Origin of the sequence: Paraniabella aurantiaca, assembly GCF_050309965.1 — a bacterium.
GTDB lineage: Bacteria > Bacteroidota > Bacteroidia > Chitinophagales > Chitinophagaceae > Niabella.
The window spans coordinates 1,410,544-1,437,148 of record NZ_JBLOSY010000002.1; the positions used below are offsets into that span (position 1 = coordinate 1,410,544).

A 26,605-nucleotide genomic window follows, 5' to 3' on the forward strand; every position below is an offset into this window, starting at 1 on the left:
CATTACCTGGCTTCAATTTAAAAGTCATGAATAGCTACCCGCTGGTTCCTTTGTATCTCTAAGAATAACCAGCTTCCTATTTCCTGGTGATTCTATATACCGTCTTTGTATAATACTGCTCCCCCGGCCTTAATATAGTATCTGGAAATCCTTCCACTCTTATGGCATTAGGATGCTTTTGTGTTTCATAACAAAAGCCTGAAAATGGTTGATACTGGGTTCCGTTTTTACCGGTTATAACAGGTGCGCCTACAGCGTTATACAGGTGTACCAATGGCTCCGTAGTAAAAACCTGCAATTTGATATCCTGGTCATCTGAATAAGCTTCTGCAGCCACATTTTCCAGCGATGGGTTATCTAACGGAAAGCTGATATCTATCCCGTTTTCCGGGTTTTCAATGTTACCTGTCTGGTTAAAGTCTCTGAAATCATTCCTGGTATTGGCTACGCTTAATACCTTACCTGTAGTGCAATAGTTGGAATCCTGCTCCAGGTAATTGCTGGCATTAATTTTAAGATGATGCTCCTGAATATCGCCCTCTCCATTATTTAAATTAAAATAACTATGGTGCGTGATGTTGACAGCAGTAGGCTTTGTAGTTATTGCTTTCAATTCATAGCTCAATTCATTGTTGTCGTTAAGCCTGAAAAGTATTTGTGTTGTAAGCTCGCCGGGAAAGCCTTCTTCACCATCTGGGCTTATATATTGAAGCACCAGGTCATTGGCTAAAGAGGGAATGCGCTCCCATACTTTTTTATCAAAACCTTCTACGCCACCATGCAGCTGGAAGCCCGGACTGCTGCTGTTAAGGTTGTAATCGGTTCCGTCTATGGTAATGGACGCTTTATCAATCCGGTTGCCGTAGCGGCCAATTACAGCACCAAAGTAAGGATAGTTGGTCAAATACTCTTCGCTCCAATACCGAGCGGGTTCATCGAAGCCCAAAACAATATCATTGTAAGTGTTGTCGGATTTCTTTATTTTTATCGCCATGATGATGGCGCCATAGTTTGTTATTTGTACAATGGTTCCTGCATCGTTTTTTAAAGAATAAACAAAAATGTCTTTCCCATTTGGATGTTTGCCATGCTGTTGTTCTGATATTTCAACCATACATTTATTTTACATAAAAATATAGAATTGACATGACTATCGATAACCTGAAACTTGAATTTGAAAAGAATTTTAACAAACCTGCTCAACATATTTTCTTTTGCCCTGGCCGTGTAAACCTTATTGGCGAACATATAGATTATAACGGAGGCATGGTAATGCCTTGTGCGATTACTATGGGAACCACATTGCTGGTGGCTAAAAATGATGATAATATCTTTAGATTCCGTGCCGTCGATTTCCCTGAAACTACTGATGTAGCTCAGCAAAGCAGCTATAGCAAAACCGGATACGAGTGGTTTAATTATCCGGTAGGGGTAATCCACGAATTCACACAGGCTGGTATTGAGTTGAGTGGCCTCGATTTTCTTTTTAGCGGCAATTTACCAATAGGTTCAGGCCTTTCATCTTCTGCATCGATCGAAGTATTGACCGCGCACGCGTTAAATGAGTTGTTCAACGGTGGCATGAGCAAGGTAGAGCTGGCTTTATTGGGCAAGCGTGTAGAGAACGATTTTATGGGGTTAAACAGTGGCATTATGGACCAGTTTGCGGTGGCTATGGGTAAGGATTCCAACGCAGTATTGCTGAATTGTGATACCCTCGGTTATGAATACCTGCCTTTTGAAATTGGCGATTATGTACTGGCAATTGTTAATACCAACAAACCGCGAAAGCTCGTAGAATCAAAATACAATGAACGATTTAATGAATGCAGAACTGCTTTAAAGCAGTTGCAGCAGGTATTGTCTGTAGACCATTTGTGCGAAGTGAGCATTGAAGACTTTAATAAACATCGGGCTCTTATCAATGATACCACCGTAGAAAACCGCGCATTGCATGTGATATCCGAAGACCAGCGGGTAAAAGATGCGAGACAGGCCCTAGTGTCAGGCGATATTAAACGTTTCGGTGAATTAATGTACGCGTCGCATGCCTCACTACAAAGCCTGTACGAAGTGTCGGGTATAGAACTGGATACCATTGTAGATTTTTGTAAAACCTTTGACGACTGTATAGGTGCCCGTATGACCGGCGCTGGCTTTGGCGGCTGTGCTATTGCCTTGGTTAAGAAGGATAGCTTTGATGATTTTGGAGAACAGCTAACACAATATTATAACGAAAAAGTAGGGTACCAACCTGGTGTATTCTCTTCTGTAATAGCAGAAGGTGTGAGAACCATTGTATAAATTATTCCACTTTATTGTAAGGGGCTGCAGCATCAACTTAATAGCTGCAGCCCTTATTATTTGAATCAGGTTTTTATTGAGCTATCTTTTTAAAAGGAAATCCAACTTTTCTTTCCTGGCCCTTAGCGAGGCCGGAAATTTCAGCGTACAAAGAGTCACTTCCGATTTTGGTATAAGTTATTTGGGTAGGGAAATCATGCTGAGGATTTCCGAAAACAAGGGCTTCAGCATTGCCAGACCTTAATTTAAAACTCACCGCCTCGTTATCATTCTGCCCTTTGGTTTTAACAACCAGCTGTATCTCCTGATTTCTTTGCTCCAGTTTTGCCTGTTCATAAAAAATGGTGTCTTTCCGAGACACAATAAAACTTTCTGCGAAATAAGTAGAATCATTTTCTCTATGCCAGGTTTCAGTTGCTTTACCCATTTTCGAACTGTCTGTCCAGGCGCCTAATAGCCACGAAATACTATCCAGCTTCTCGTATGGATCGGCTTGGGCCGGCATGGCTTTTTCTTTTGGTGCGTTATTGCAAGAAAGCACACAGGCAACAACGCTTATCATCAATGGTAGTTTTAGATTCATATAAAGCTATAAGTTGAATTGAATTAAATAATCGTACTATTTACTGGTTCGGATACACTCTTAAGACCTGGTAGTTTGTTTACATCATTTCTGCAAGCATTTTTCCCATCATTGGCGCCAGCGCCACACCCATCCCACTCAATCGTACGCTGCAAAAACTGCGCTCGGTCAATTGCTTCAAAACGGGCGACTTGTCTGGTCCCATAGCCATAATGCCCGCCCAGCGTTGTTGAATAGCCACCCGCTGACCGGGTAATACCACCTTGCTTAAAAAATCTTCCAGCGCCTGCTGTATGGGTAATGTTGTGAATGCATCCAGTGTATACTCGGTTTCAATAGAAGTGTTGCGTGCACCGCCTAACAGGATCCTTTCATCCAGGTTCCTGAAATAATAAAAGCCTTCGTTGTAGTGAAAAACACCATTTAATTTTAAACCTGGAATAGGCTCGGTTAACAGCACCTGTCCTCGTGCGGGCACTACTGCTATTTCCGGCAAAAGGGATTTGGTAAAGGCATTTGTGCAAAATACCAGCTGTTGTGCCGATAAGGTTCTTTTATCACTTATATGCAACTTTATATCATCATTACTCTCGTCAAAGCTTTTTAACTCCGTTCCAAACATTACCTGAACATCCATTGCAATTACCTTATGCAATAAAGCATTCAACAACTTTCCCGGATGTAGCGCTCCCTCAAAACGGTTCTCTAACACATGTGTGACATTGGCAAAGCCCCATTCATCTATATAACCATCTTTTTGAACAAAGGTCTCGGTGGCATTCGTGATATTGTAAAGCAGGCCATTAACATAGCTTAATTTTTCAATAGGACCATCGTTAGTTAATAGTTCATAGCCCCCTGTGTTATGATAGTCAAATTCGATATCATTAAAATGTTGACGAATGATTTTTAACCCTTCAAAACGCCAGTTAATCAATTGCAATGCCTTATCTGCCCCCATCGTTTCGATATCGGATAATATTTCGGTAAGACTGCCAAAACAGGCGAATCCGGCATTGCGGCCCGAAGCGCCGGCCGGTGTAGCGCCCCGTTCGATAACGGTTATTTTCTTAGAGGGATATTTTTGCTTCAGGTGCAGCGCTGTCCACAAACCACTAAAGCCTGCGCCAACGATTACAATATCCTGCGGAGCATAAAATGTTTCTGCTTCCCAAATGCTTAATTGTTGCAAATGATTTCTACTTTTATGAGCATAAATTTATCATTTAATATTTTTCATTCAATATTTATTATTTTATCATGGCTTATTGGTTGATCAAATCAGAACCGTTTAAATATAGTTGGGACCAGTTAGTAAAGGACAAGAAAACCGTATGGGATGGTGTGCGCAATTATGCGGCAAGATTGAATTTAAGGGCCATGAAAAAAGGGGACCTGGCTTTTTTCTACCATAGCAATGAAGGTGTAGAAATTGTGGGTATTGCAAAGATTGCTACAGAAGCCTTCCAGGATCCCACTACTGATGATGACCGATGGGTAGCGGTTGAGGTAGCCCCTCATAAAAAGTTAAAGAACCCGGTAACGTTGGCTCAAATAAAAGCCGAGCCTAAATTAGCGGATATGGACCTGGTACGTCTGGGAAGATTATCTACCCAGTCTGTAAAACCTGAAGAGTGGGACCTGGTATTGAAGATGTCGGGTGAATAGACATTAGCTGGTTAGATAATTGGTATTATGAGCCTTAAAACGAGTCTGCCAATTATCTAATAAAATTTCATTAAACTTACAGTTGTTAGTTTTTGTTTAATATTGCACTTTCCGGTGCTGTATGAACAATTATAATAACGTAATAATAGATAGGTTACCCCGTCATTTGCGGCAATATATTGTGCCGCAGCATTATCATCACTATACGCCTGTAGATCACGCGGTTTGGCGTTATGTGATGCGGCAGAACTATAACTATCTAAAGGATGTTGCCTATTACCCTTATATACCCGGACTTAAGAAAGCCGGCCTGACCATTGAGCATATTCCCGATCTGCAAACAATGAACGATCATTTAAAGCAGATTGGTTGGGGGGCGGTTACGGTAAATGGTTTCATACCCTCACAGGCTTTTATGGAGTTTCAGGCTTACCGGGTATTGATTATAGCTGCCGACATACGACAAATTGAACATATTGAATATACACCTGCTCCTGATATTATTCATGAATCTGCCGGGCATGCGCCCATTATAGGCGAACCGGAATATGCCCGGTATCTTCAGTTTACGGGAGAAGTGGGCACAAAAGCCATGAGCTCAAAAAAAGATCATGAATTATTTGAAGCGATCCGGAAACTGGCTGTGCTGAAAGAACTGGCCGGAACGGGTGCCGATTTGATTAAACAGGCCGAAGAGGAATTACTGCACATTCAGGCGAATATGGGGCAGCCCTCGGAAATGGCTTTGCTGGCGCGCTTACATTGGTGGACGGTGGAGTACGGTTTAATTGGCGATCTGGATCATTATAAGATTTATGGCGCGGGGCTTCTTTCTTCGATAGGTGAGAGTGTAACTTGTATGAAGCCGGATGTAAAGAAGATTATCTACACACTAGATGCAGTTAATTATGCTTATGATATCACACAACCGCAACCTCAATTATTTGTTACACCAAACTTTGAGAACCTGGTAACTGTGCTCGACGAATTTGCTGACTCTCTTTCTTACAGGACGGGAGGCGCCTTGGGCTTGAGAAGAGCTATTGAATGCGGAATGACCTGTACTGCAGTTTATAGCTCCGGATTGCAGGTTTCGGGTGTGTTTGTTGGAAACAGGAAAGAGGAGCACCTTGCGTATATACAAACAAAGGGGGCAACTGCATTGGCCGTTGATAACAAAGAACTCGAAGGCTATGGAAAAGCTTATCATAAAGCGGGCTTTGGATCGCCTGTGGGCAAATTAATAAATACAGATAAACCGATAGAAACGTGTACTATCAGCGATCTGAAAAGCCTGGGTATTGAAGAGGGACAGCCGGCCGTATTACATTTTACCAATGGCCTGGAAGTTAAAGGAGTGGTGGGTGATATCCTTTTGAATAATGATAAAATTATATTGATCCGCTTTACGGAATGTGAAGTGAAAGATACAGCTACAGGACAGGTATTGTTTGAGCCAACATGGGGACGATATGATATGGCTGTTGGTGAAAAGATCATTTCGGTATTCGCAGGTGCTGCTGATAAGGATGCTTTTGAACAGGTAACCCTGCTGCCCAAAGAAATGCCGGTATCTTCTTACAGCGATGAACAACTTACACTGCATCAATTGTATCAACAGGTGCGCAATATAAGAGAAGGAAACGCTATGAAGAGTGACCTGGTAAATGTATGGGCAAAAATAAAAGCTAATCACCCGCATGACTGGCTTTGTGCTATTGAAATACTGGAGCTGGTACAAGATCAACCCCTGTTGGATGATTTAAGATTTGAAGTAGAGGACTATCTTCAGCAACTGAAAACTGTTAAGCCTGAATTAGCGAAACTTATCAATGATGGTTTAAATACGATGAACCAGATTTCAATCCTGCCGGGAGTACATACTGAGTTATAGTGTGACTAAAAAATACATAGCCGGCCAGCATATCAATGATAAAAGGTAACTATGCCAGTTGATACATTGTACATAGCCGGAACAATTTTAATGGTATTGGTGTATACATGTTGCCGTATAATGCTGCTTCGCTCTTCCAGTTGGCGGGCAGCCTGTTTAACATGCAGAAGCGCTACCTTATCTACAAAGGATTGATTTTCCCCGGTTCGGTCACTTACTTCAGTAAGTTCGCTGGGAATACATGTTTGTATGTCGTTTAATAAGGTATATAGATTTTCCGTTCCCGTAAAATTACAGGCCGCTTTTACTGCAGCGCAACAGGTGTGGCCCATCACCAAAATCAATTTAATACGGGCCATAGCAACAGTATATTCCAGTGAGCCTAAGATGGGCTGTGTGGCTACATTTCCGGCCAGGCGCAGTGTGAAAATATGCCCAATGCCCTGGTCAAAAATCAGCTCGGGAGTTGTACGGGAATCCATACAGGTTAGAACGGCCGCGAAAGGTGAAGGATTTTGATTAACTGCATTTGCTTTTTGAAATAAACCCTGTATCTGAGATTGATTATTTTTAAAACGTTCATGTCCTTTTTTAAGTAAGTACAGCGCTTGCTCAGGTGTTATGTCTTTTTTGAAACCTGTATTTTTCATCTGTTTATTTTTTACGAAGACAAATAGGAGTTTGAGGTTGGATCAGGATTAGACTGGTTCATATCATTTACCAGGTGTTTACATTTCGCTTGTTGAGGCTTCATCCTTTTTCTTTTCCTGCATCATTTGTATAAGCTGCATGCCCATTAACCCGCTTAAACCACCATCTGTATTACCACTGCCATTTACAATTAAATCAGGAATGATCTTTATACCCCCTTTACTGATTTCTTCGGTTATCTTATAACGGGTGAAGTTATCACCACCCATAGCTTTAACCTGTTGTTCATAGGCATGTGCAGTAGCGTTCCCTATTGCTTCTGTTTTTTCCGCTTCTGCCAAACCTGTTTTACTGATGCGTTCAGCATCTGCTGTTGCGTTCAGTTTGGTAGCTTCAGCCTGCGCACCCGCTCTCGCTTTTGTAGCTTCCGCTTCAGCATTAGCCCTCATTTTAATGGCGGCGGCTTCTGCGTCTACCTGTAGTTTCAGGCTGTTGGCATCGCCTTCTGCTTTTTTAACAAAGGCATCTGCGGTGCGCTGTGCTATTTCCACGCTTTGCTGTGCTTTTACAATTTCTTTCTGCATATCGGCAATAGCCGTTTCTTTTTCCATACCCTGGCGTTGTTCCTGCGCCATCTTTTGTATCTGGTAGGTTTTTTGTTCTTCCTCTGCTATTTTCCTGTCGGTAAGGGTTTTCATTAATGCTTCGGGTGGTAGTATATCACCGATTAAGGTATCTACGGCATTCACGTTATAATCATCCAGCACGGTCTTGATATGTTCTTTGGCTGATTGTTGTCTTTCCTTTCGAGTGCTCAGGAAACTGATCACATCACTGTCTTGTGCTGAGTTACGAAAGTAATTGCCAATGGTGGGTTCCAGTACCTGGCTTACCAGGTTGCTCATGCTGCCGAAGCGCGCAATTACTTTCGGCGCTTCTGATGCGGGTATATGAATGATTTGTGACACATCCAGGTTAAAGGGGAACCCGTCTTTAGAACGTACTGTAATTGTGCTTAGGTTTTTGTCCAGCTGGTGCGATTCGTTCCGGGCATTGGCCCAGTTTAGTACCAGGTTTGTGGTAGGCACCAGCTCCAGCTTCATGGTATATTTATTGATAGCATATTTGCCGGGGCCGTAAGCGTCTATCCACACGCCGCGATGGCCTTTACTTACAATATTGCCATGTCTGAAATGTTCTCCCGTAAGGTCTTTGCCGTCATCACCAATATAGCTGATTACCACACCTACAAAACCTATAGGTACATCGGTCATAGGAATTTCTTCAACCTGTACTGCCCAGGGATTCAGGTTATAGCTTCCGGCCAGAATAATTGCCGGCTGCAAACCCCGGCAGCCACCATTTTGTAGAAAGGTATCAATGTCCTGAAAGTTGTTATGTCCCTCAATCGTACGGCCGGCAATTTGCCCGCTTTCAATAGGGCGGCCATCAAGCGTAGTTACAATACCTACCATGTTCTCTTCAATCATTACCATATCTGCAATAGTTACTGTAAATGCGAGTGTGTTGATACGGTAGGTGCCGGCAGTGATATAAGCAGTTTGTCTTCCTTTCTGTCCTTCGTTTCTCAGGAACTTTTCGGCATCCTGGAAATTGTCTGAATCTACTTTTCTTGCCAGGATAGAGCCAGTAGGAATTTCAATACCATCGTTCGCAAGTATCAATCCAATTTTCCCTTCCGGTATGATGGTAAATTGTTCCATAGTTACCCGGTACTGCCAGGGCCACATGCTCCAATATAATCCGGGTGCCAGCGTAGCTGCCTGGTAGCCGGCCTCACCATTAATAGCAATAATGCGTCCGTCGGGTAGTTTACGGTAGCGGCCAAGCAGCACAAATTTTTTAGTTACCAAACCCAGCTTATTTTCAGGTACAATCACCATACCCAAAAGAAAGCGAAGGATTAACTTGTAAAAGAGCAGCGCAAAAATGACCGTAACCCACCAGTACTGCGTGAAATAATTTTGTAAAGTCATAAGATGTGTTTTTTAGTTTAATAAATAGTTTGTTTTTAATTCTTACACGAACTTCGCCTGAGCCTTCAATAGAAAAGTCTTATAAAAGTCGTATTAGATCATATTAAAGTCTTATTTTAGTCTTATCGATAACTGAAATTTGTATGAAAAAGGAAGACATATCTCACCTGGAAAAGCTGATGAATTATCTGGCTTCTCATTTTTTAAAAAAGGTTTCATGGAAAGACGTGTCCAAGACTGAATGGTTAGCTGTTGCAGAAGAGTTAAATAAGTTATGGATGCGAAGGGCAAAGCAACAGAAGATCCGGCAGAGCTCCGGGCTTTTTGGAACTAATTATTTATATGAACACCTGGTTTTGGGGAAGCTACGGAAGTACGCTGAGAAAAAAAGTCTTACCGGTATTGGCAAACCTAACCTTGGAAAATTAAATAATATGGTCCAGTTGTTGGGATACGAGCATTATATAGAATTCATTAACTCTCATACCGAAGCCTTTGGCTTTAACGATTTAAAAATAAGTATACCTAAAGCGGTTGAGAATACCAAGCTGTTGGATGAGCTGGTTGGGTATTGGTATTCTTACAACCGTAACTTACCTGATGACCCCGGTAAAATGCATGAGGAACGTATCTGGCGTTCAGCACTGGAAATTTATAAGGCAGAGTCATCTGGCGAATATTTAGTCGAACGTAGCGGCGGCGATAATCATAAGTATTACGGAAAGGTAACCGCCTATGCAGATTATGTTTTCATAATTATGAATAGTAATACTTTTATAAGACAAAGGCATTTTATATCCCGGTTAAAAGACATTAATGAAAAGCTGAAGCAGCCTCATTATAAATTAAACGAATTACATTTCATAAGTACTTGTATCAGTTTCAACCAGGAACCTATCGCCCTGTTCGAGATCTTTCAAAAAGTAAGAAATGGTAAAAATTTCGTAGCAGATTCCATTAGTTTTCCGGTAGAAAGTAATGAGTTGCCAGCAAACGTAACAGCCTATTTAAAGGATACGGGAGAGAACCGGATCAATTATCGATAACCGTTAATACGCATATAAAAGGCTCCGAAATAGCGGAGCCTTTTGCCAAATATAGAATACGCTTATTCTGCCCAGCTCATTACGTAATTGTCATTCTCTATATCACGTGCCTGTTGGGTGAGCATCAGCGGGCGAAAAGTATCAACCATTACCGCCAGTTCTTTGGTCTCCCTGGCCCCGATACTTTTTTCAACAGCACCCGGATGTGGGCCATGCGGGATACCTGCGGGGTGCAGGGTTATCATTCCCCTGGTTACATGTTTGCGACTCATAAAATCTCCGTCTACATAGTAAATCACCTCATCACTGTCAATATTACTATGGTTGTAGGGTGCTGGAATGGCCAAGGGATGGTAATCGAATAGCCTCGGCACAAAAGAGCATACCACAAAGGCATTGGTTTCAAAAGTTTGATGTACGGGAGGTGGTTGGTGTATGCGACCGGTAATGGGTTCGAAGTCATGAATGGAAAAAATGTAAGGATAACAGCAGCCATCCCAGCCTACCACGTCAAAAGGATGTGTACCATAATGTAGCCTGTATAACATTCCTTTTTTCTTGGCCCTGATCATGAAGTCTCCCTTCTCATCAAATGTTTGCAGATCCTGTGGCGGACGTATATCGCGTTCACAGTAAGGGGCATGTTCCATCAATTGCCCAAAGCGACTCATATATCTTTTGGGAAAACGTAAAGGCGTAAAGGATTCTACGATGAATAAGCGATTGTTCTCATCGGTAAAAGATATCTGGTAAATAGTGCCACGTGGCAGTATAATATAATCGCCGTAACCAAAAGGTAATTCACCATATTGGGTATGCACGATGCCACTTCCCTCATGTATAAAGATGAGCTCATCTGCATCGGTATTTTTATAAAAATAATCCCGCATACTTTGCTGGGGGGCAGCCAGTACAATATGACAATCATTGTTTACTAAAACAGGTATCCGGCTATGTAAAAAATCTGCTGCCGGCTTTATATTAAATCCTTCAAAGCTCCGGTGCTGCAACATTTTTTCTTCTGCTATCCGTGGGCTTACATCTACCTGGGGTTCGGTTTTGATAATTTGCGTAGGAGGGTGGCAATGGTATAGCAATGAGTAGTCATCGCTAAAACCTTCTGTCGAAAATAGCTGTTCACTATATAATGAACCATCAGGCTTTCTGAATTGTGTGTGACGTTTATGAGGAATTTTTCCCAACGTATAATAATGAGCCATGTACCATAATTTAAAATGTAAAATTTGGAATGTAAAATGAAGAGCAGTTTTGTTTTACATTCCTATTCAATAGGAGTATTATACATTTCGGCTCATCGGGCCATAGCCAATGTGGCCAGGAGAAAACAGTACTTCCATTTTCTTTTATCAATCCAGTAAGTGAAATTTCTAAAGTATGGCATCGTTTGTAAAGTACTTTTTATGAGCAACGCATTACATCATTACCACTTTAAAATTACAGATAAAATTGTTGCATTAAAAAAATAACTATCTTTGCGTTACCGATGAGGCCGGATTATCCATATAAAATTTTTACGGACAAGCGCGTAAACTACGTATTGCTTGTTGAGGCCCTTGCTACTGATCACCGTATCTAACCTATTTACGTAATTTTCCTGTAAAGGAATTTCCTTTTTCTGTTTTTTCTTTTTAACGATTAAAAAATTTGTTATGTCTAATGCATTACAGTCAGCGCAAGCTGTGGCTGATGTTGTTGATTTCTTGCCGCTTGAGGGCACCGATTATATAGAATTTTATGTAGGCAATGCCAAACAGGCTGCTCATTTTTATAAAACTACATTCGGGTTTCAGTCGCTTGCCTATTCAGGGCCCGAAACCGGTGTGAAAGACCGGGCCAGTTACGCGGTTCGACAAAATAAACTTACGCTTGTTTTTACTACCTCGCTTAAAGGCGATAACGAGATAAGTGCACATGTTGCCCGTCATGGCGATGGTGTAAAGATGCTGGCATTAAGAGTGCAAGATGCTACAGATGCATGGACGCAAACCACGCAGAGAGGTGGTAAGAGCTTTATGGAGCCTGTGCACCTGACAGATGAGGACGGAGAGGTAGTGATGAGCGGCATACATACTTACGGAGACACGGTACATCTTTTTATCGAACGCAAAAATTACAGCGGTGCTTTTTTACCTGGTTATAAAAAATGGGAATCCTCTTATAATCCGGCAGAGACTGGTTTGCTATATGTGGACCATTGCGTAGGTAATGTAGGCTGGAATAAAATGAATGAGTGGGTAAGGTTCTACGAAGAAGTAATGGGCTTTCGCAATATCATTTCCTTTGATGATAGTGATATTTCTACGGAGTACTCGGCATTGATGAGTAAGGTAATGAGTAGCGGTAACGGCTTTGTTAAATTTCCTATCAATGAACCCGCCGAAGGAAAAAAGAAATCCCAGATCGAAGAATACCTTGACTTTTATAATGGTGAAGGCGTACAACATGCCGCGCTGGCTACCAATAATATTATAGAAACCGTTACGGAGCTGCAAAACCGCGGTGTTGAATTTTTAAAAGTGCCTGAATCTTATTATGATACATTGCTGGATAGAGTAGGTGAGATTGATGAAGATCTTTTGCCTTTAAAAGAATTAGGAATTTTAGTGGATAGGGATGATGAAGGTTACCTGTTACAGATCTTCACAAAACCTGTTGAAGACCGCCCTACTTTGTTTTTCGAGATCATACAGCGTAAAGGAGCAAAGAGCTTCGGTAAAGGAAACTTTAAAGCTTTGTTTGAAGCTATTGAAAGGGAGCAGGAGGCAAGGGGGAATTTGTAGCTGGCAAGTTGACGGGTTAATCAGTTGACCGGTTGATCAGTTGATGGGGCAGCTTTAGCCTGTTCTGTACCGCAATCTATAAACAATGATCCATTAACAATGATCTATTAAATATTTGACATTTTTCATTCATGAAACTTTCACAATTAGCAGAAACGATGCCGGCCCCGGCGCCATTGGCCATAGGTAATGCCATCAGGGAACGTATCAATAACGGGGAGCAGATCTATAACCTGACCATTGGTGACTTTTTACCCTCCCTGTTCCCTATACCTCAGTTACTTGAAAACGCTATTATAGACGCTTATCAAAATAAGCAAACCAATTACCCGGCTCCCGAGGGCAATGCAGATTTGAGAGAGCAGCTATCAATATTTATACGTCATTTTCAGAACCTGTATTATGCACCTGCTGAGATACTGGTAGCATCCGGAGGAAGGCCGCTGATTTTTGCGGCTTATCAAACCATTGTCGACAAAGGTGATAAAGTAATTTATCCCGTTCCCTCATGGAACAATCATTACTATGTGCAGTTGAGCGGCGCACAGGGTTGTGCTATAGAAACTTCGGTAGATAATAATTTTATGCTGACTGCCGAGGATATCCGCCCGCATTTAAAAGACGCTGTTTTGCTGGCCTTATGCTCACCCCAGAATCCAACGGGCACCTGCTATACACAGGAGCAGATGAAATCAATAGGAGATATGATTGTTGAAGAAAATAGCAGGAGAGGAAATGGTGAAAAGAAACTGTATGTGTTGTATGATCACATTTACAACCTGTTGGTACAGGACTCAGCACAGCATGTAGACCCGGTTTCTGTTTGTCCGGCTATGAAAGATTATACCATTTTTACAGATGCCGTAAGTAAAAATTTTGCAGCTACCGGTGTACGTGTGGGTTGGGGGTATGGTCCGCAACAAATAATCAATAAAATGAAAACGATCTTAAGTCATGTGGGGGCATGGGCACCCATGGCTGAGCAAAAAGCATTGGCCGTTTTCTTTAACGATTTACCTGGTGTAGAAGAATATCTGCATAACTTTAAACGAAAGATCGCCCGTCGTCTCGACGGTTTTTACGATGGCTTGATGGCACTAAGGCAGGAAGGGCTTCCGGTTGAAATAATAGCTCCGCAGGCATCCATTTACCTTACTGTAAAAATAGACATCCCCGGCGATATTTTTAACGAGCTGTTGAATGAGGGTATTGCCGTGATACCATTTTCGGCCTTTGGTGCAAAAAAAGCCGATCAATGGTTCAGGTTGAGTGTGGGTACCTGTAAGCTGGAAGATATTGCTGCAATTTTGCAGAGGTTTAGAAAAGTATTGATGCAAAAAATAGAAATGGCTCATTAAAACACTCGAATATGAAACTGGTATCTTATATATATAATGGCAATGAACAGTGTGGGATATTGATGGATCAATATGTTTATCCAACAAGCGGGATGGAAATGCCTGGTACTATGTCCGGTTTATTGAGCGGATGGGAGGAATGGTATCCGCGCCTGGTGGTTATTCATAATGAAATTGTAGCGGGTAAATATTCAAATAGGCTGGAGCTGGATAGCATTGAATTATTAGCACCGGTGCCGCGTCCTACTTCTTGCCGGGATGGTTATGCCTTCAGGCAGCATGTGTCGGCAGCGCGCCGCAACCGCAAAGTGCCCATGATACCGGAGTTTGATGCTTATCCCATATTCTATTTTACCAATCATAATAGTATTCAGGGGCCTGGAGCCATCAGGTGTATGCCCGATCATTTTCAGAAGCTGGATTTTGAGTTGGAAGCCGCTATTGTGATTGGGAAAGGCGGGCGTAATATCAAAGCGGCAGCGGCTGACGCGCATATCGCGGGGTTGGTGATCATGAATGATTTGAGTGCCCGTACTTTGCAAATGGAGGAAATGCTATTGAACCTGGGACCGGCAAAAGGGAAAGATTTTGCAACAGTTATAGGCCCGTGGCTGGTGACGCTGGATGAGCTGAGCAACTTCGAAATTGCACCCAAAGAAAACCACACTGGCAAAAACTGGGATTTGAAAATGACCTGTAGTGTAAATGGCGTACAGGTAAGTGCCGGTAACCTGGGTGATATGGACTGGACCTTTGCGGAGATCATTGAAAGGGCTTCTTACGGTGTAGATCTTTACCCGGGCGATATAATTGGAAGTGGTACTGTAGGCACTGGTTGCTTTTTGGAGTTGAACGGTACCGGTAAGTTAAACGACCCGGAATATAAGGAGCAGTGGCTACAGGACGGCGATGAAGTGGTAATGGAAATAGAAGGCCTGGGAACTTTGAAAAATACCATCATTGCTGAAAATACAGATTGGAGTATATTAACGTTGAAAAAGTGATGTCACCGCGGAGAAGTGAGAACGCGGAGTTAACGCGGAGATTATGACGAATGAGATTTTAGGAAAGTGGAGTATATTAGAGGTTAGAAATCGGTCGTTGAAAAAGTAACATTAACCTCTGAGAAAGGGAAACGCAGGCTAATACATAAACTATGACAAACGAAACACTGAATAAATTTGGAGGAATAATTCTTGATGCCTGCATTACGGTACATAGGGAATTAGGTCCTGGTTTGTTAGAATCTGCATACGTAATAGCATTGGTCCGAGAATTATATCTTAGAGAAATTCACACAAAGGTGCAGGCGCCCGTAGAGATGAGTTATAAAGAGGTGCCTTTAGGTAAAATATATGTAATGGACATTTTGGTAGAGAATGAAATTATACTCGAGATAAAGGCTGTTGACAGAATAGAGCCAATTTTTAAAGCGCAATTAATCACTTATTTAAAATTGGCAAATAAAAAGCTTGGATATCTTATAAATTTTAATGTTCCTTTGTTGAAGGATGGCTTCATCAGGATCGTAAATAATTTTTAGCTCAGCGTAAACTCTTTTTCTCCTTTCTCCGCGGTGAAATAAAAACAATGATTTTAGATTTACAACAACTCAGCACTATCGATAAACAGTATTACCTGCAGCATATCATTGCGCCGCGGCCCATATGTTTTGCAAGTACTATCGATAAAGCCGGCCGGGTTAATTTAAGCCCTTTTAGTTTTTTTAATTTATTTTCTACCGACCCGGCAATAGTCGTATTCAGTCCTTCGCGCAGGGTGAGAGATAATACTATTAAACATACTTTGGAGAACGTGCTGGAGGTTCCGGAAGTGGCGATCAATATAGTGGATTACGATATGGTGCAGCAAACTTCTCTTGCAAGCTGTGAATACGGAAAAGACGTTTCCGAATTTGATAAAGCCGGTTTCACCGTGCAGCCCGCTCAATTAATACAACCTCCGCTGGTAAAAGAGAGCAAAGCCAAAATGGAATGCAAGGTACTTGAGGTAAAACCGCTGGGCGATAAAGGGGGTGCCGGGAACCTGGTTATATGTGAGGTGTTGCGGATACATTTAGACGAGAGTATTGTGAATGGTAACGGCAGGATCGATCAACGAAAGTTGAAGCATGTAGCACGTCTGGGGGGGAATTGGTATTGCAAAATTGATGAAACCAATCTTTTTGAAGTAGAGAAACCTAATGTGAAGCTGGGCATCGGATTTGATGCCTTGCCAGCACCGATCCGTAATAGTAAAGTGCTCTCGGGTAACGACCTGGGCATTCTTGCCAATGTTGAAGTACTACCGCAACAACAGCCTGGATTTTCAGATATACATTTCGAACAATTGCTGGCTGATGCCAATAACAAATCTGAAACCATACATCAATATGCTGCTCATCTTATTGCTGCCGGAAAAGTAGCGGAAGCATGGCAGGTGCTGCTAAGGTCTTAAGCTAACTGACTTCCTGATTACAAATGTTTGCCTGGCAGCATGTATTTTAATATGTGCGGGGCGCCGCTTAGGTAATCACCCATCTACAGGAGATTTTAATCTTTTCTGATATTTTACCAATCCTTAACAAATTTTACGGATTACCATTTTCGTAGAAACAGTATTAAGAAGTATCTATCAAAAAATAGATAAGCCATTAGCATACTGATATGGATGTCCGGAGTTGATATCAATGTTGCTTACTGCCTGAGGCTCGCCTCAACTTTTAACTATAAAAAAACTTACATAATGAAACGCTTATTTTTTGCAATAGCAATATTGCCCTGGTTGCTTATTGCCTGTAACACCGTAGTGTTTGAAGAACCTCAACCTGCCACGAATGATATTTTAAAGGAAATTCCCGGTAACCTGGCGGGACGTTATTTTGACTATGACAATGATAAAGAATTATTCATTACTCCGGAGCTGATTTTCACCGTTAAGTCATCTGGAGATACTGTACTGGAAAGCCAATTGAATACAAATGAATCACTAAAAGGAGATACCCTAAATAAGGCCGGCCGGAAATATAAGATAACCAGGATTACTGATTCCTCATTTACCGGGTACAGGTATGTTGACACCGTTTTTAATCTGGCCGACCAACACCAATTGTTGAAGGCAGAGGGAGACGACTATTACCTGAACTATAAACTGGAAGACAATACGTGGTGGGTTACCAGGCTCTCGTTCAGGGATAATGTAATCAATCTTGCCAATATAGAAACTGCAAATGAAGTGAAGGTGATGGAGCATATTACCCAGGTTAAAAAGGATGATGACAAAGCGTTGCTTGTAAAACCCGATAAAGAGCAATTTAAAAAATTCGTTAATCAGCACGGTTTTACAAAAGGCGATACCTATTTAAAAACAGATTCAATTACTAATAATATACTTTAATAACCAGTTAATAAAAACTTTATGAAACGATTCATTTTTGCAATAGCAATATTGCCCTGGCTGGGCTATGCCTGTAATCAATCCTACAAAAACAGAACTTCTGAAGTGGCGGTAGAGGCGGTAGCGGACCAGGTTGCGCCGCTCGATCAGGAAAAAGACTTTAGTGGAGAAGGTTATGCTCATATAACGGAAAATAGCTTTGCTACTGCCCTCGATCAACCATTATCTACTTTTTCAGTTGATGTTGACAAGGCTGCTTATAGTAATGTACGGCGGTTTTTAAATAGTGGCCAGCTCCCTCCGGCAGGTGCTGTTCGTATCGAAGAAATGATCAACTATTTTGATTACGATTATCAGCAACCTTCAGGCAACGACCCTTTTAACGTGATAACAGAAGTCGCCGGGTGCCCATGGAATGAAAAGCACCAACTGGTGCATATCGCTTTGAAAGGAAAAGAAATCGAAAAAAAGGAACTGCCTCCTTCTAACCTGGTGTTTTTGATTGATGTTTCAGGATCCATGCAGGATGAAGATAAACTGCCCTTACTGAAAAAGTCATTACTAATGCTTACAAAGAATTTGCGTGAAAATGATAATGTATCAATTGTTACTTACGCGGGTAGCGCTGGCCTGGCGCTGCCATCAACAAGTGGAGCGGACAGATCGGATATAGCAGATGCCATTGAAGACCTCGAAGCAGGTGGTTCTACTGCGGGTGGTGAAGGCATTCAACTAGCTTATAAAGTTGCCCGCGAGCATTTTAAAAAGAACGGCAATAACCGGGTGATTATAGCAACCGATGGAGATTTCAATGTTGGAATGAGCAGTGAAGATGAATTGGTGAGGCTGATTGAAAAGGAACGGGAAGGTGGTGTGTTCTTGTCTGTATTAGGATTTGGTACGGGTAATTACCAGGATAATAATATGCAACAACTGGCAGATAAGGGAAATGGTAATCATTATTATATCGATGGAATACAGGAGGCAAGAAAAGTATTGGTTAACGAATTGAGCGGTACGCTTTTCACTATTGCTAAAGATGTTAAAATACAAGTGGAGTTTAACCCGGCCAAAGTGCAGGCTTATCGATTGATTGGATACGAAAACCGGATGCTGAACAAGGAAGACTTTAACGATGATCAAAAAGATGCGGGGGAAATAGGAGCCGGACATACAGTGACAGCTTTATATGAAGTAATCCCGGTAGGCGTGAAAAGTGACTTTGTAAAAACTGTAGATCATTTAAAATATCAGAAGACCGGCAGTGTGTCAGGCAATAACTCAGAGGAATTATTTACCGTGAAGCTCCGGTATAAAAAGCCCGATGAAGAGGAGAGCCGGAAAATAACCCTTGCTGTTCCTGATAATGATGAGGATTGGAAGGATGCCAGCGAGAATTTCAGGTTGGCAGCTGCTGTGGCAGAGTTTGGTATGGTGCTACGGAATTCTGAATACAAAAGCAAAGCAAGCTATGAGCAGGCGCTGGCTATAGCCAAAACCGCCAAAGGTATTGATGAAAATGGATATAGATCGGAGTTTACAGATCTTATAAAAGCGGCCAGGAGTCTTAGTGGAGGGCTTGAAGATTAGTGATATTTTTTTTTAGTTTTTGTATCTAACCGCAATATGCAAAAGGTTCTACGAATATGCAGCATTTTCTAAATCCCAAAATGAACCAATGAAGTCAAATTTTTATATACTGCTTACCTGGTCCCTGATTTGTATGAGTTGCAGCAGGGCTACGGATCGAAGTGAAGCATTACCAACAGTAAGCGTAAACCCTGCAACAACACTTCAGGATGTGGCTCTTCAAAAAAAAGCGGCGGAAGAAATGAAGACAATGTCAAAAGCTCCGTCTAATGACAAAGATTTTTGGGCTCGCGAAAATATGCCGATCTCAGAAAAGACCAGGCAGATTATTAGAACCGCTAATTTGATTCACGAGGTTAAAAGCAACAAAGATTACAATCGGTATGTGCGAAAACTGCTAAATAAGTATAACGCCTATATTTTTAAAGAAGATAATAATGCAGCAGATAATAATGGTCAGACCACAATGGTCATCAAGGTTCCGGTTGAGTTGTTCGATAGTTTAATTACTGAACTGGCTCCAACAGAAGTTAAGCAATTGCAGAAGAATATCAGTTCTGAAGATATTACCAGTGAAGTTATTGATACCCGGGCAAGACTTGAAACCAGGAAGGCTACCAGGGATAAGTATCTTGAGTTTCTAAGTAAGGCTTCAAAAATAGAAGATGTATTAAAAATACAGCAGGAGATCAATAATATCCAGGAAGATATTGAATCTGCAGAAGCTCTCCTGGCGCGGCTTTCAGGGCAGGCAAGATACAGCACCATCAATCTTACTTATTTCGAGCCCAATAGCGGAAATGAAAATTATAATGTAAATACTGGTTTTTGGAGTCGCACCGGCAAGGCCATAAAAAATGGAGCTTCCATGTTGAGTGAGATCTTTATTGCTTTTGTAAGCGCCTGGCCTATTTGGATCATAATGATATTAATAATTTTTATTGTTAAACGAAGCCGCAGGCGCTGGAGGTCTGAAAAAAGGAATCCATAAATACCCCAGATATGCTCATTGCTATATGCTGTCGGCCAATAGGCAGACTGTTGTAGCAGCTTTCCAGGGTTAGTTTACAGCAGTTAAAAAGACAGCCGGTACTATCAAATCAGACCGGCTGTCTTTTATATCACTTATTCGTTTACTTATTAGGCAAAAGGGCGATCTGTTCTTTAACCAGTTTCCATACAGTACCTGAATTTTCAGAGGCAGTGGTATTGTCTGTTATCATCCAGATGATACCCTGGGCCGAATGATCCTCGTCCTTGCTAAGGTCTTTATTTTTAAGCAGCTTTAACAGATATGTTATAGCTGGTGCATTACATATAGGCCCAAAGGTATAACGGGATGTATAACTGGAGGGATGTTTGGAGGCATTGGCACAATATGCATTTAGTTTTATAATACATGCTGTACCCTGCGCTATACTAATATCGTAACTATCGGCTAAAATACCATTCTGGTCTTCACCACTAACCGATTTAAGTGTTAAACCCGCGGGGAGTGTAACATTGACAGCAGCTGACGCAGTGTTTTTAAGTATCAGGTAAACGTCTACAAACCTGCCGGTTCCTACTTCTTTACAAAGGGGGTTCAGGCTTTCACCGGTAATGGCACCTTCTAGTACAATACCCTGTGGAAGTACGAAGGCCGTACCTGGAATGTCGCCGGCGGTTTCACCCAGGCCGGGAATAGGGTTAATCGGGGGTTCGTCGTTACCATCTACTTTATCTTTTTTGGAACAGGAAAAAAGAGCCAGGCCTATAAAGGCCATCATTAAGAGTTTTCGCATTTTCATTGAGTTTATGGGTATAAATTAAACCGGGCAAAAATAAAAGTTAACCAGTTTATTTCTGTACTAAGAAACCAGTATTTTTTTGACCATACCTTTGTTGAATGAAGCAAAAACTGGTGGTACTAACAGGAGCGGGTATTAGCGCAGAAAGCGGAATCCGTACTTTTAGAGATAGCGATGGGCTCTGGGAAGGATATGATGTTACCGAAGTGGCATCACCCGAGGGATGGAAGCGAAATCCTGGACTGGTACTTGATTTTTATAATATGCGCCGGAAGCAGGCTTTGGAAGCCTTGCCTAATGCAGCTCATACAGGACTTGCCGAATTAGAGCAATGGTTTGATGTACAGATTATTACCCAAAATATTGATGACTTACATGAACGGGGTGGATCATCCAATATAATCCATTTACATGGTGAGATATTTAAGATGCGTAGTGTTAAATCCCTGTCACCTTCTGTTGAAATAAAAGGCGATATAAGGTTGGGAGATCTTGCAGAAGACGGAGGTCAGTTTCGCCCTGATATTGTTTGGTTTGGAGAAGCTGTACCCATGATCGAAAAAGCAATAGCTATTACCAGAAAGGCTGATATCTTCGTCGTGATCGGCACGTCGTTAGTAGTATATCCCGCAGCAGGCTTAATTGATATCGCTCCTTTTCATAGCCCTAAATTTGTAATTGACAAAAATATACCTGCTGTAAAATCAGTGTCTAATCTGGTGACCATAGAAAAGCCTGCCACCGAGGGAGTAAAAGAGCTGGCGGGCATATTACGAGCACTACTGTAATATGCCTTTGGTAGATGAGGTTCATTTTTTGTTTAATGATGTCGGCTGCTGCTTGCATTTATCACTAACCGGTTTCATCCCGAGCTGCTGTGAATAAGCGGACGCGGATCTGAAAATCATCATCTGCAATTAGCTTGTGGCAAGGTTAGGCAACGGCATATCGAGTATTTCTTTGCAGGTTAAGGTTGTTTGGGATTTTTGTCTTTCACGGGAAACTTAATTTGGTTTTCGATACCAGGGATAGGTTTTGCTGCCAGTATTTCCTGTTTCCATATTCCGGGCGACTTAAATGATTGGGGTTTTTGTAAACTTTCCGGAAGGGGCATCGGTTTGCCAGGGAAATTTTGTGGCCTTTTGTATTTCCAGAAATTAGGGATTTCCTGCGGTGTTGTTCTTCTTTTAGCTGCATTTGGAATATGAACAGCAGCGGCATACGGCATAATGCAGGGCATATTATCCTGTGTTAGCCTGGCGACAGCGCCATACCTGCTATTGTACATGTTGGTGGTATCCAGCCAGTTTTCCGGTTCTGCATTAAAAGACGAGGTGGGGGCCGGAGTAGTTTGCGTCAGGTTGCTTTGAGCAAAGGAGCTAACCGAAATCAAGCAAAAAAGCAGGGAAGTAAGTATTTTCATATACCAGTTTCCGTTATGATGCAAAAAGACTTTGCATTACACAACAGTTTTCTATTTTTTTTAGACAAAAAAAGCTGGTTACCCGGGGCAACCAGCTTTTAGAAGAACAAATGCCGTTCTTATCTTAGTTTCTTATATAAATTGATCAAAGTATTGGTACTGCTATCGTGACTGGTTACTTTATCGCTGTTTTGCAATTCAGGCAATATTTTATTAGCCAGTTGTTTACCCAGTTCAACGCCCCACTGATCGAAGCTGAATATGTTGAATATAACACCCTGTACAAATATTTTGTGCTCATAAAAAGCGATCAATTGACCCAGTGTAAATGGTGTGATCTTCTTAATTAAGAACGAATTGGTGGGTTTGTTGCCTTCAAATACTTTGAAAGGCGCCAATTTATTGATAGCAGCCGCATCGAGTCCCTGTTGCTTTAACTCAGCTTTTACTTCGGCCAGGTTTTTCCCGTTCATTAAGGCTTCTGTTTGTGCAAAGAAATTGCTTAACAGCTTCTCATGGTGGTCGCCTATAGGATTATGTGTTTGCGCAGGTGCTATAAAGTCACAGGGTATGATCTCAGTGCCCTGGTGTATTAACTGGTAAAAAGCATGTTGCCCGTTAGTGCCCGGTTCGCCCCAGATGATCGGCCCTGTTTGATAAGCAACTTTCTTACCACTACGGTCAACACTTTTACCATTACTTTCCATATTGCCCTGTTGGAAATAGGCTGCAAAACGATGCAGGTATTGGTCGTAAGGTAAAATAGCCTCCGACTGGGCTCCCTGGAAGGTTGTGTTCCAGAGTCCTACCAACGCCATAATCACCGGGATATTTTTTTCGAGTTTTCTTGTGGTTTTAAAATGCTCGTCGGCGTCGTGAGCTCCCTTCAGTAATTCTTCAAAATTATCATAGCCAATGGTTAAGGCAATAGACAGGCCAATAGCGCTCCATAAAGAATAACGGCCTCCCACCCAGTCCCAGAACTCAAACATATTATTGGTATCGATGCCGAATTTTTCAACCTCCTTGCTGTTGGTGCTTAAAGCTGCAAAATGCTTAGCCACATGTTGCGGGTCTTTTGCTTTTTTCAGGAACCAGTCGCGGGCAGTTAACGCATTAGTCATCGTTTCCTGCGTGGTAAAGGTCTTGGAAGCAATAAGGAATAAAGTAGTTTCTGGATTTACCTTTTTAAGTGTTTCTGCAATATGGGTGCCATCTACATTTGAAACGAAATAGGCTTCAATTCCTTTTACGGTATAAGGCTTTAATGCTTCAGTTACCATTAATGGCCCCAGGTCGCTGCCTCCGATACCGATGTTTACAATGGATTTTATTTTTTTGCCTGTATAGCCAACATGTTTACCCGAATGAACGGCTTCGCAAAAAGCTTTCATTTTATTTTGTACGGCTCTTACTTCCGGCATCACATCTTTGCCATCGCTTTTAATAGCTTTAGAACCGAAGTTTCTTAAAGCTATATGCAGCACCGATCTGTTTTCGGTTTGGTTGATCTTATCGCCGCCAAACATAGATTTGATCGCCGCTGGTAGTTCGGTTTGTTCTGCAAGGGATAATAACAGCTGTAGGGTCTTTGCGTTGATCTTGTTCTTGGAATAGTCGAAATAAATATCCCCATGCTGCAAAGAGAAACTGGTTGCACGTTGCGCATCTGCAGAAAATAATTGCCGCATGTTCCATTGCTTTGCTTCTTCAGCATGACTTAATAATTGCTTCCAGGCTTTTGTTTTTGCCGGATTGATTGTTGGTAGCATATAAATAGTTTGTTTTTTTGTTTATGGGTTGAAGATAAGGAAGGATATCGTATGAATTAAAAAACATAATAAATTGATAGGAGAACAATGCTGAGATAGATCCAGAAAATGGTTAAGATGATGTGTATGGCCGTTTCAAAGCTTTTGCCTCTCCATAATTTGGGCGAGTATCCAAACCACTGTATCGCCAGGCGGCAGGCCCAAAATAAACCCAATCCCAAACAAACTTTCCGGCCAAGGGGAGTCTCAATGAGATCCGGGTAGTTGCTTACGCACAAAATACCCATTAATAAAACCATTAAGCCAATGAAAAATGCATGTACATACATGATTTGCCGGTTGATCATGCTTAAAGATTGTAGTTCTGCTTTCCAGTTAAAATACCTGGGGAAAAAGATATGTGCCAATGCAAGCACTATTAAAAGACTGCCAATAAGCTTAAGATGAAATTCCATTTTTTAAGATCGTAAAAGTAGTGACAAATGGTGTGGTTTTCTGTTGTTGTACGATACGAAGGCCAGATTGTTCAATGTTGCATTGCCACATATTCCCGGTGTAAAAATGCAAAAAGCCGATATTGTAAGCAAGCAGATTAGCGATGTCACGCAAATGTTCTGTGAGATAAATGCGACCGCCCTGTTTTAGTATTCTATGCAGTTCACTGAAGAAAAGAATACGTTCTGCCTCGTCTCTTATTTCATGCGCTGAAAAGATGACGAATATTTTGTCAACGGAATTGTCGTTGAGGGGAATGCTATGGGTTTGTATCGACCGCGTTTCTTCTGGTGCGGGATAGCGTTTCCGGGCTCTTTTAATAGAAGCTTCGGTATGAGTATCCGGATTATAAAAGTCAAAAATGTAGAAATGTTGATAAGACAACGTCGCTTTAATTGTATCCGAAGTTTCGTCAAAGCCGGCATTGATGTTAACGATCACGTCCGTAGGCTGTCCTTTTAATTGATGGATCCAGGGTAGTTGATAAAGTGAGCTGTAGTCGTACACAAACCAGGAAGTAAGAAGTGATAACAGAATCGGTAAAAATATCGCTGATCCTGCTATGAGGCAGATATATTTGAATGAAGGAATCAGGTATCCCGAAATTGCCAACACCAATACTAACCCCAAAGCTATGGTGTAAAGTGGCCAGTTAAACCTGATAATATTGATGGTGCCCTGAAGAGGCTGTCTTAATGGCCGATCCATTTTTCTATTTTTCCTTTTTTCCAATAGTAGGGTATGTTCTCAACCATAAATGCACTTGCCAGAACTGGTGCACTAACGTTTAATTGCTTTAAGAATGTAAAATCGTAATTTAATACTTTGACAGGAGACGGCTGCCAGTGTTGTCTTACGCCTTCAATAATCAATACTTTTTGATTCGCAGGATTATAGGTGAAGGTAAAGGGTAGTGGGCCGGCAAATCTCCTGGCTTCTTTCCATGTTGCAAAAGGAGAGTCGGGTGGTAGTGAAATATCTTCTGTCGATGCATGGGATAATCCGGCATTAAAGCCTGATTGTTGCGAGGATATATGAATAGTGTCTGAGGTTGACCTTTCCGTAATATCAGCTGTTGTGTAATGATAATGTGTGAATATATTTCCACCAATCTGCATCTTTTGTTTATTGGTTTCCGATTTAAAGATGTATAACCCCCGGAGATTTTTTCCTGCATTATTCCTGTATCTGACAAAAGCTCTGTAGCCAACAAGTAAGAAATCACTGCCCATCCATCGTGGCCAGCCTTTAGGCCGAAGGTCTCGGGTCGCTACCATGGCTATTGCGATGAAAGCCCATTGGTCATTAAATGTATCGGGTGTGAGGCATTCGGGTATTAAAGCTGTTATTTCTTGTTTAGGCACCGCAAATGTTAGTACGGTAGATCTTTCAAAAAAAGCTTCCACGGCAAAAGGATGATTTTTTAAAAAGTTCAACATACGATTAGCAAATCTTTTTATGCAAAATGAACTGATGATAGTAGATAAGACCGATTAATAAAAACGCAAAGATGATATTCAATCTTCCCCATAATAGAAGTTCGGGAACAAGCAGAAACTCAATGATGTTCATTGCTGCAATGATGATCATTTGTGTTACAGCTGCCAATCTTGCTTTTATTCCGCTAATGATCCAAATTGCCATCAACAGTTCACTGAAACCGATACCGCCGGTTATAACGCGCGCATAAGGTGTATGGAGTATGGTGGCCACAATTTGGGTGTGCCTAGGCACCAGGTTGAGTATTTTACAAAAAAGCCCGTTTGCGATCCATATAAAAGCTATCGCATATTGAAGGGTTCGATAAATGAATATGTATGCGTAAGCAGTTGTCAAT

At 41.6% G+C, this 26,605-nt stretch carries 26 protein-coding genes; 13 read left to right on the top strand and 13 right to left on the bottom strand.

Annotation, left to right across the window (positions count from 1 at the left end; all coding sequences use genetic code 11):
* Nucleotides 1-76: 76 nt before the first annotated feature.
* Nucleotides 77-1,114, bottom strand: a complete 1,038-nt coding sequence (locus ACLOAU_RS20160) for an aldose epimerase family protein (RefSeq protein ID WP_427863699.1) — start codon at nucleotides 1,112-1,114, stop codon at nucleotides 77-79.
* 32 nt (nucleotides 1,115-1,146) lie between these two features.
* Between ACLOAU_RS20160 and ACLOAU_RS20165 the strand changes: the two genes are divergently transcribed.
* Nucleotides 1,147-2,304, top strand: coding sequence for a galactokinase (locus tag ACLOAU_RS20165; protein ID WP_427863700.1), 1,158 nt, complete (start codon nucleotides 1,147-1,149; stop codon nucleotides 2,302-2,304).
* A gap of 73 nt (nucleotides 2,305-2,377) precedes the next feature.
* On the opposite strand, the gene ACLOAU_RS20170 is transcribed toward ACLOAU_RS20165, so the two are convergent.
* Nucleotides 2,378-2,887, bottom strand: coding sequence for a DUF6265 family protein (locus tag ACLOAU_RS20170; RefSeq protein ID WP_427863701.1), 510 nt, complete (start codon nucleotides 2,885-2,887; stop codon nucleotides 2,378-2,380).
* A gap of 79 nt (nucleotides 2,888-2,966) precedes the next feature.
* Nucleotides 2,967-4,079, bottom strand: coding sequence for an NAD(P)/FAD-dependent oxidoreductase (locus ACLOAU_RS20175; RefSeq protein WP_427863702.1), 1,113 nt, complete (start codon nucleotides 4,077-4,079; stop codon nucleotides 2,967-2,969).
* A gap of 68 nt (nucleotides 4,080-4,147) precedes the next feature.
* Between ACLOAU_RS20175 and ACLOAU_RS20180 the strand changes: the two genes are divergently transcribed.
* Nucleotides 4,148-4,555 carry an EVE domain-containing protein gene (locus ACLOAU_RS20180; RefSeq protein WP_427863703.1) on the top strand — a complete coding sequence of 136 codons (408 nt, stop codon included), beginning with the start codon at nucleotides 4,148-4,150 and terminating at the stop codon, nucleotides 4,553-4,555.
* 121 nt (nucleotides 4,556-4,676) lie between these two features.
* Nucleotides 4,677-6,449: an aromatic amino acid hydroxylase gene (locus tag ACLOAU_RS20185; protein ID WP_427863704.1), complete on the top strand. Its 1,773-nt coding sequence runs from the start codon at nucleotides 4,677-4,679 to the stop codon at nucleotides 6,447-6,449.
* A 32-nt stretch (nucleotides 6,450-6,481) separates the two neighbouring features.
* On the opposite strand, the gene ACLOAU_RS20190 is transcribed toward ACLOAU_RS20185, so the two are convergent.
* Together ACLOAU_RS20190 and ACLOAU_RS20195 are read right to left on the bottom strand one after the other, a co-directional pair.
* Entirely contained in the window at nucleotides 6,482-7,099 is a 618-nt protein-coding gene (locus tag ACLOAU_RS20190) for a carbonic anhydrase (protein WP_427863705.1), read from the bottom strand.
* 78 nt (nucleotides 7,100-7,177) lie between these two features.
* Entirely contained in the window at nucleotides 7,178-9,097 is a 1,920-nt protein-coding gene (locus ACLOAU_RS20195; RefSeq protein ID WP_427863706.1) for an SPFH domain-containing protein, read from the bottom strand.
* 143 nt (nucleotides 9,098-9,240) lie between these two features.
* Here ACLOAU_RS20195 and ACLOAU_RS20200 point away from each other — a divergent pair, with 143 nt between their 5' ends.
* Nucleotides 9,241-10,143, top strand: a complete 903-nt coding sequence (locus ACLOAU_RS20200) for a hypothetical protein (RefSeq protein WP_427863707.1) — start codon at nucleotides 9,241-9,243, stop codon at nucleotides 10,141-10,143.
* Nucleotides 10,144-10,205: 62 nt separating this feature from the next.
* On the opposite strand, the gene ACLOAU_RS20205 is transcribed toward ACLOAU_RS20200, so the two are convergent.
* Entirely contained in the window at nucleotides 10,206-11,363 is a 1,158-nt protein-coding gene (locus tag ACLOAU_RS20205) for a homogentisate 1,2-dioxygenase (RefSeq protein ID WP_427863708.1), read from the bottom strand.
* 450 nt (nucleotides 11,364-11,813) lie between these two features.
* Here ACLOAU_RS20205 and hppD point away from each other — a divergent pair, with 450 nt between their 5' ends.
* From hppD to ACLOAU_RS20245, 8 genes are all read left to right on the top strand, one after another.
* Nucleotides 11,814-12,944 carry a 4-hydroxyphenylpyruvate dioxygenase gene (gene hppD, locus ACLOAU_RS20210; RefSeq protein ID WP_427863709.1) on the top strand — a complete coding sequence of 377 codons (1,131 nt, stop codon included), beginning with the start codon at nucleotides 11,814-11,816 and terminating at the stop codon, nucleotides 12,942-12,944.
* A gap of 131 nt (nucleotides 12,945-13,075) precedes the next feature.
* A complete protein-coding gene (locus ACLOAU_RS20215; protein ID WP_427863710.1) occupies nucleotides 13,076-14,302 on the top strand; it encodes a pyridoxal phosphate-dependent aminotransferase in 1,227 nt (408 codons plus the stop codon).
* A gap of 11 nt (nucleotides 14,303-14,313) precedes the next feature.
* Entirely contained in the window at nucleotides 14,314-15,306 is a 993-nt protein-coding gene (locus tag ACLOAU_RS20220; protein ID WP_427863711.1) for a fumarylacetoacetate hydrolase family protein, read from the top strand.
* Between the two features lie 152 nt (nucleotides 15,307-15,458).
* Entirely contained in the window at nucleotides 15,459-15,845 is a 387-nt protein-coding gene (locus tag ACLOAU_RS20225; RefSeq protein ID WP_427863712.1) for a GxxExxY protein, read from the top strand.
* Nucleotides 15,846-15,892: 47 nt separating this feature from the next.
* Nucleotides 15,893-16,759: a flavin reductase family protein gene (locus tag ACLOAU_RS20230; protein WP_427863713.1), complete on the top strand. Its 867-nt coding sequence runs from the start codon at nucleotides 15,893-15,895 to the stop codon at nucleotides 16,757-16,759.
* A gap of 288 nt (nucleotides 16,760-17,047) precedes the next feature.
* On the top strand, nucleotides 17,048-17,698 hold the full coding sequence (locus ACLOAU_RS20235) for a hypothetical protein (RefSeq protein ID WP_427863714.1): 651 nt from the start codon (nucleotides 17,048-17,050) through the stop codon (nucleotides 17,696-17,698).
* Nucleotides 17,699-17,719: 21 nt separating this feature from the next.
* A complete protein-coding gene (locus ACLOAU_RS20240; RefSeq protein WP_427863715.1) occupies nucleotides 17,720-19,288 on the top strand; it encodes a vWA domain-containing protein in 1,569 nt (522 codons plus the stop codon).
* Nucleotides 19,289-19,376: 88 nt separating this feature from the next.
* Nucleotides 19,377-20,279, top strand: a complete 903-nt coding sequence (locus tag ACLOAU_RS20245; RefSeq protein WP_427863716.1) for a DUF4349 domain-containing protein — start codon at nucleotides 19,377-19,379, stop codon at nucleotides 20,277-20,279.
* 142 nt (nucleotides 20,280-20,421) lie between these two features.
* Here the strand turns inward: ACLOAU_RS20245 and ACLOAU_RS20250 are convergent, their stop codons facing one another.
* Nucleotides 20,422-21,072 carry a hypothetical protein gene (locus ACLOAU_RS20250; RefSeq protein WP_427863717.1) on the bottom strand — a complete coding sequence of 217 codons (651 nt, stop codon included), beginning with the start codon at nucleotides 21,070-21,072 and terminating at the stop codon, nucleotides 20,422-20,424.
* A gap of 104 nt (nucleotides 21,073-21,176) precedes the next feature.
* Here ACLOAU_RS20250 and ACLOAU_RS20255 point away from each other — a divergent pair, with 104 nt between their 5' ends.
* The gene (locus ACLOAU_RS20255) at nucleotides 21,177-21,866 is read left to right on the top strand and encodes an SIR2 family NAD-dependent protein deacylase (RefSeq protein WP_427863718.1); all 690 of its coding nucleotides are present in this window, start codon (nucleotides 21,177-21,179) and stop codon (nucleotides 21,864-21,866) included.
* Nucleotides 21,867-22,045: 179 nt separating this feature from the next.
* Here the strand turns inward: ACLOAU_RS20255 and ACLOAU_RS20260 are convergent, their stop codons facing one another.
* From ACLOAU_RS20260 to ACLOAU_RS20285, 6 genes are all read right to left on the bottom strand, one after another.
* On the bottom strand, nucleotides 22,046-22,501 hold the full coding sequence (locus ACLOAU_RS20260) for a hypothetical protein (protein ID WP_427863719.1): 456 nt from the start codon (nucleotides 22,499-22,501) through the stop codon (nucleotides 22,046-22,048).
* A gap of 119 nt (nucleotides 22,502-22,620) precedes the next feature.
* Entirely contained in the window at nucleotides 22,621-24,273 is a 1,653-nt protein-coding gene (gene pgi / locus ACLOAU_RS20265; RefSeq protein ID WP_427863720.1) for a glucose-6-phosphate isomerase, read from the bottom strand.
* 56 nt (nucleotides 24,274-24,329) lie between these two features.
* Nucleotides 24,330-24,728, bottom strand: a complete 399-nt coding sequence (locus ACLOAU_RS20270; protein WP_427863721.1) for a hypothetical protein — start codon at nucleotides 24,726-24,728, stop codon at nucleotides 24,330-24,332.
* On the bottom strand, nucleotides 24,712-25,476 hold the full coding sequence (locus ACLOAU_RS20275) for a class I SAM-dependent methyltransferase (RefSeq protein ID WP_427863722.1): 765 nt from the start codon (nucleotides 25,474-25,476) through the stop codon (nucleotides 24,712-24,714). The genes ACLOAU_RS20270 and ACLOAU_RS20275 overlap by 17 nt, the downstream gene beginning before the upstream one ends.
* Nucleotides 25,461-26,207, bottom strand: a complete 747-nt coding sequence (locus tag ACLOAU_RS20280; protein ID WP_427863723.1) for a DUF2071 domain-containing protein — start codon at nucleotides 26,205-26,207, stop codon at nucleotides 25,461-25,463. Before ACLOAU_RS20280 ends, ACLOAU_RS20275 begins: the two co-directional genes overlap by 16 nt.
* Before the next feature lie 4 nt (nucleotides 26,208-26,211).
* Nucleotides 26,212-26,604: a DoxX-like family protein gene (locus ACLOAU_RS20285; RefSeq protein ID WP_427863724.1), complete on the bottom strand. Its 393-nt coding sequence runs from the start codon at nucleotides 26,602-26,604 to the stop codon at nucleotides 26,212-26,214.
* Nucleotide 26,605 lies beyond the last annotated feature (1 nt).

Excerpts from the sequence above, each read along its gene's own strand:
- ACLOAU_RS20180 (WP_427863703.1), top strand. The coding sequence starts at position 4,148 with ATGGCTTATTGGTTGATCAAATCAGAACCGTTTAAATATAGTTGGGAC.
- ACLOAU_RS20250 (WP_427863717.1), bottom strand. The coding sequence starts at position 21,072 with ATGCGAAAACTCTTAATGATGGCCTTTATAGGCCTGGCTCTTTTTTCC.
- ACLOAU_RS20205 (WP_427863708.1), bottom strand. The coding sequence starts at position 11,363 with ATGGCTCATTATTATACGTTGGGAAAAATTCCTCATAAACGTCACACA.
- ACLOAU_RS20230 (WP_427863713.1), top strand. The coding sequence starts at position 15,893 with ATGATTTTAGATTTACAACAACTCAGCACTATCGATAAACAGTATTAC.
- ACLOAU_RS20275 (WP_427863722.1), bottom strand. The coding sequence starts at position 25,476 with ATGGATCGGCCATTAAGACAGCCTCTTCAGGGCACCATCAATATTATC.
- ACLOAU_RS20255 (WP_427863718.1), top strand. The coding sequence starts at position 21,177 with ATGAAGCAAAAACTGGTGGTACTAACAGGAGCGGGTATTAGCGCAGAA.
- pgi (WP_427863720.1), bottom strand. The coding sequence starts at position 24,273 with ATGCTACCAACAATCAATCCGGCAAAAACAAAAGCCTGGAAGCAATTA.
- ACLOAU_RS20220 (WP_427863711.1), top strand. The coding sequence starts at position 14,314 with ATGAAACTGGTATCTTATATATATAATGGCAATGAACAGTGTGGGATA.
- ACLOAU_RS20260 (WP_427863719.1), bottom strand. The coding sequence starts at position 22,501 with ATGAAAATACTTACTTCCCTGCTTTTTTGCTTGATTTCGGTTAGCTCC.
- ACLOAU_RS20200 (WP_427863707.1), top strand. The coding sequence starts at position 9,241 with ATGAAAAAGGAAGACATATCTCACCTGGAAAAGCTGATGAATTATCTG.
- ACLOAU_RS20195 (WP_427863706.1), bottom strand. The coding sequence starts at position 9,097 with ATGACTTTACAAAATTATTTCACGCAGTACTGGTGGGTTACGGTCATT.
- ACLOAU_RS20270 (WP_427863721.1), bottom strand. The coding sequence starts at position 24,728 with ATGGAATTTCATCTTAAGCTTATTGGCAGTCTTTTAATAGTGCTTGCA.
- ACLOAU_RS20240 (WP_427863715.1), top strand. The coding sequence starts at position 17,720 with ATGAAACGATTCATTTTTGCAATAGCAATATTGCCCTGGCTGGGCTAT.
- ACLOAU_RS20165 (WP_427863700.1), top strand. The coding sequence starts at position 1,147 with ATGACTATCGATAACCTGAAACTTGAATTTGAAAAGAATTTTAACAAA.
- ACLOAU_RS20245 (WP_427863716.1), top strand. The coding sequence starts at position 19,377 with ATGAAGTCAAATTTTTATATACTGCTTACCTGGTCCCTGATTTGTATG.
- hppD (WP_427863709.1), top strand. The coding sequence starts at position 11,814 with ATGTCTAATGCATTACAGTCAGCGCAAGCTGTGGCTGATGTTGTTGAT.
- ACLOAU_RS20170 (WP_427863701.1), bottom strand. The coding sequence starts at position 2,887 with ATGAATCTAAAACTACCATTGATGATAAGCGTTGTTGCCTGTGTGCTT.
- ACLOAU_RS20215 (WP_427863710.1), top strand. The coding sequence starts at position 13,076 with ATGAAACTTTCACAATTAGCAGAAACGATGCCGGCCCCGGCGCCATTG.
- ACLOAU_RS20225 (WP_427863712.1), top strand. The coding sequence starts at position 15,459 with ATGACAAACGAAACACTGAATAAATTTGGAGGAATAATTCTTGATGCC.
- ACLOAU_RS20235 (WP_427863714.1), top strand. The coding sequence starts at position 17,048 with ATGAAACGCTTATTTTTTGCAATAGCAATATTGCCCTGGTTGCTTATT.
- ACLOAU_RS20185 (WP_427863704.1), top strand. The coding sequence starts at position 4,677 with ATGAACAATTATAATAACGTAATAATAGATAGGTTACCCCGTCATTTG.
- ACLOAU_RS20280 (WP_427863723.1), bottom strand. The coding sequence starts at position 26,207 with ATGTTGAACTTTTTAAAAAATCATCCTTTTGCCGTGGAAGCTTTTTTT.
- ACLOAU_RS20190 (WP_427863705.1), bottom strand. The coding sequence starts at position 7,099 with ATGAAAAATACAGGTTTCAAAAAAGACATAACACCTGAGCAAGCGCTG.
- ACLOAU_RS20160 (WP_427863699.1), bottom strand. The coding sequence starts at position 1,114 with ATGGTTGAAATATCAGAACAACAGCATGGCAAACATCCAAATGGGAAA.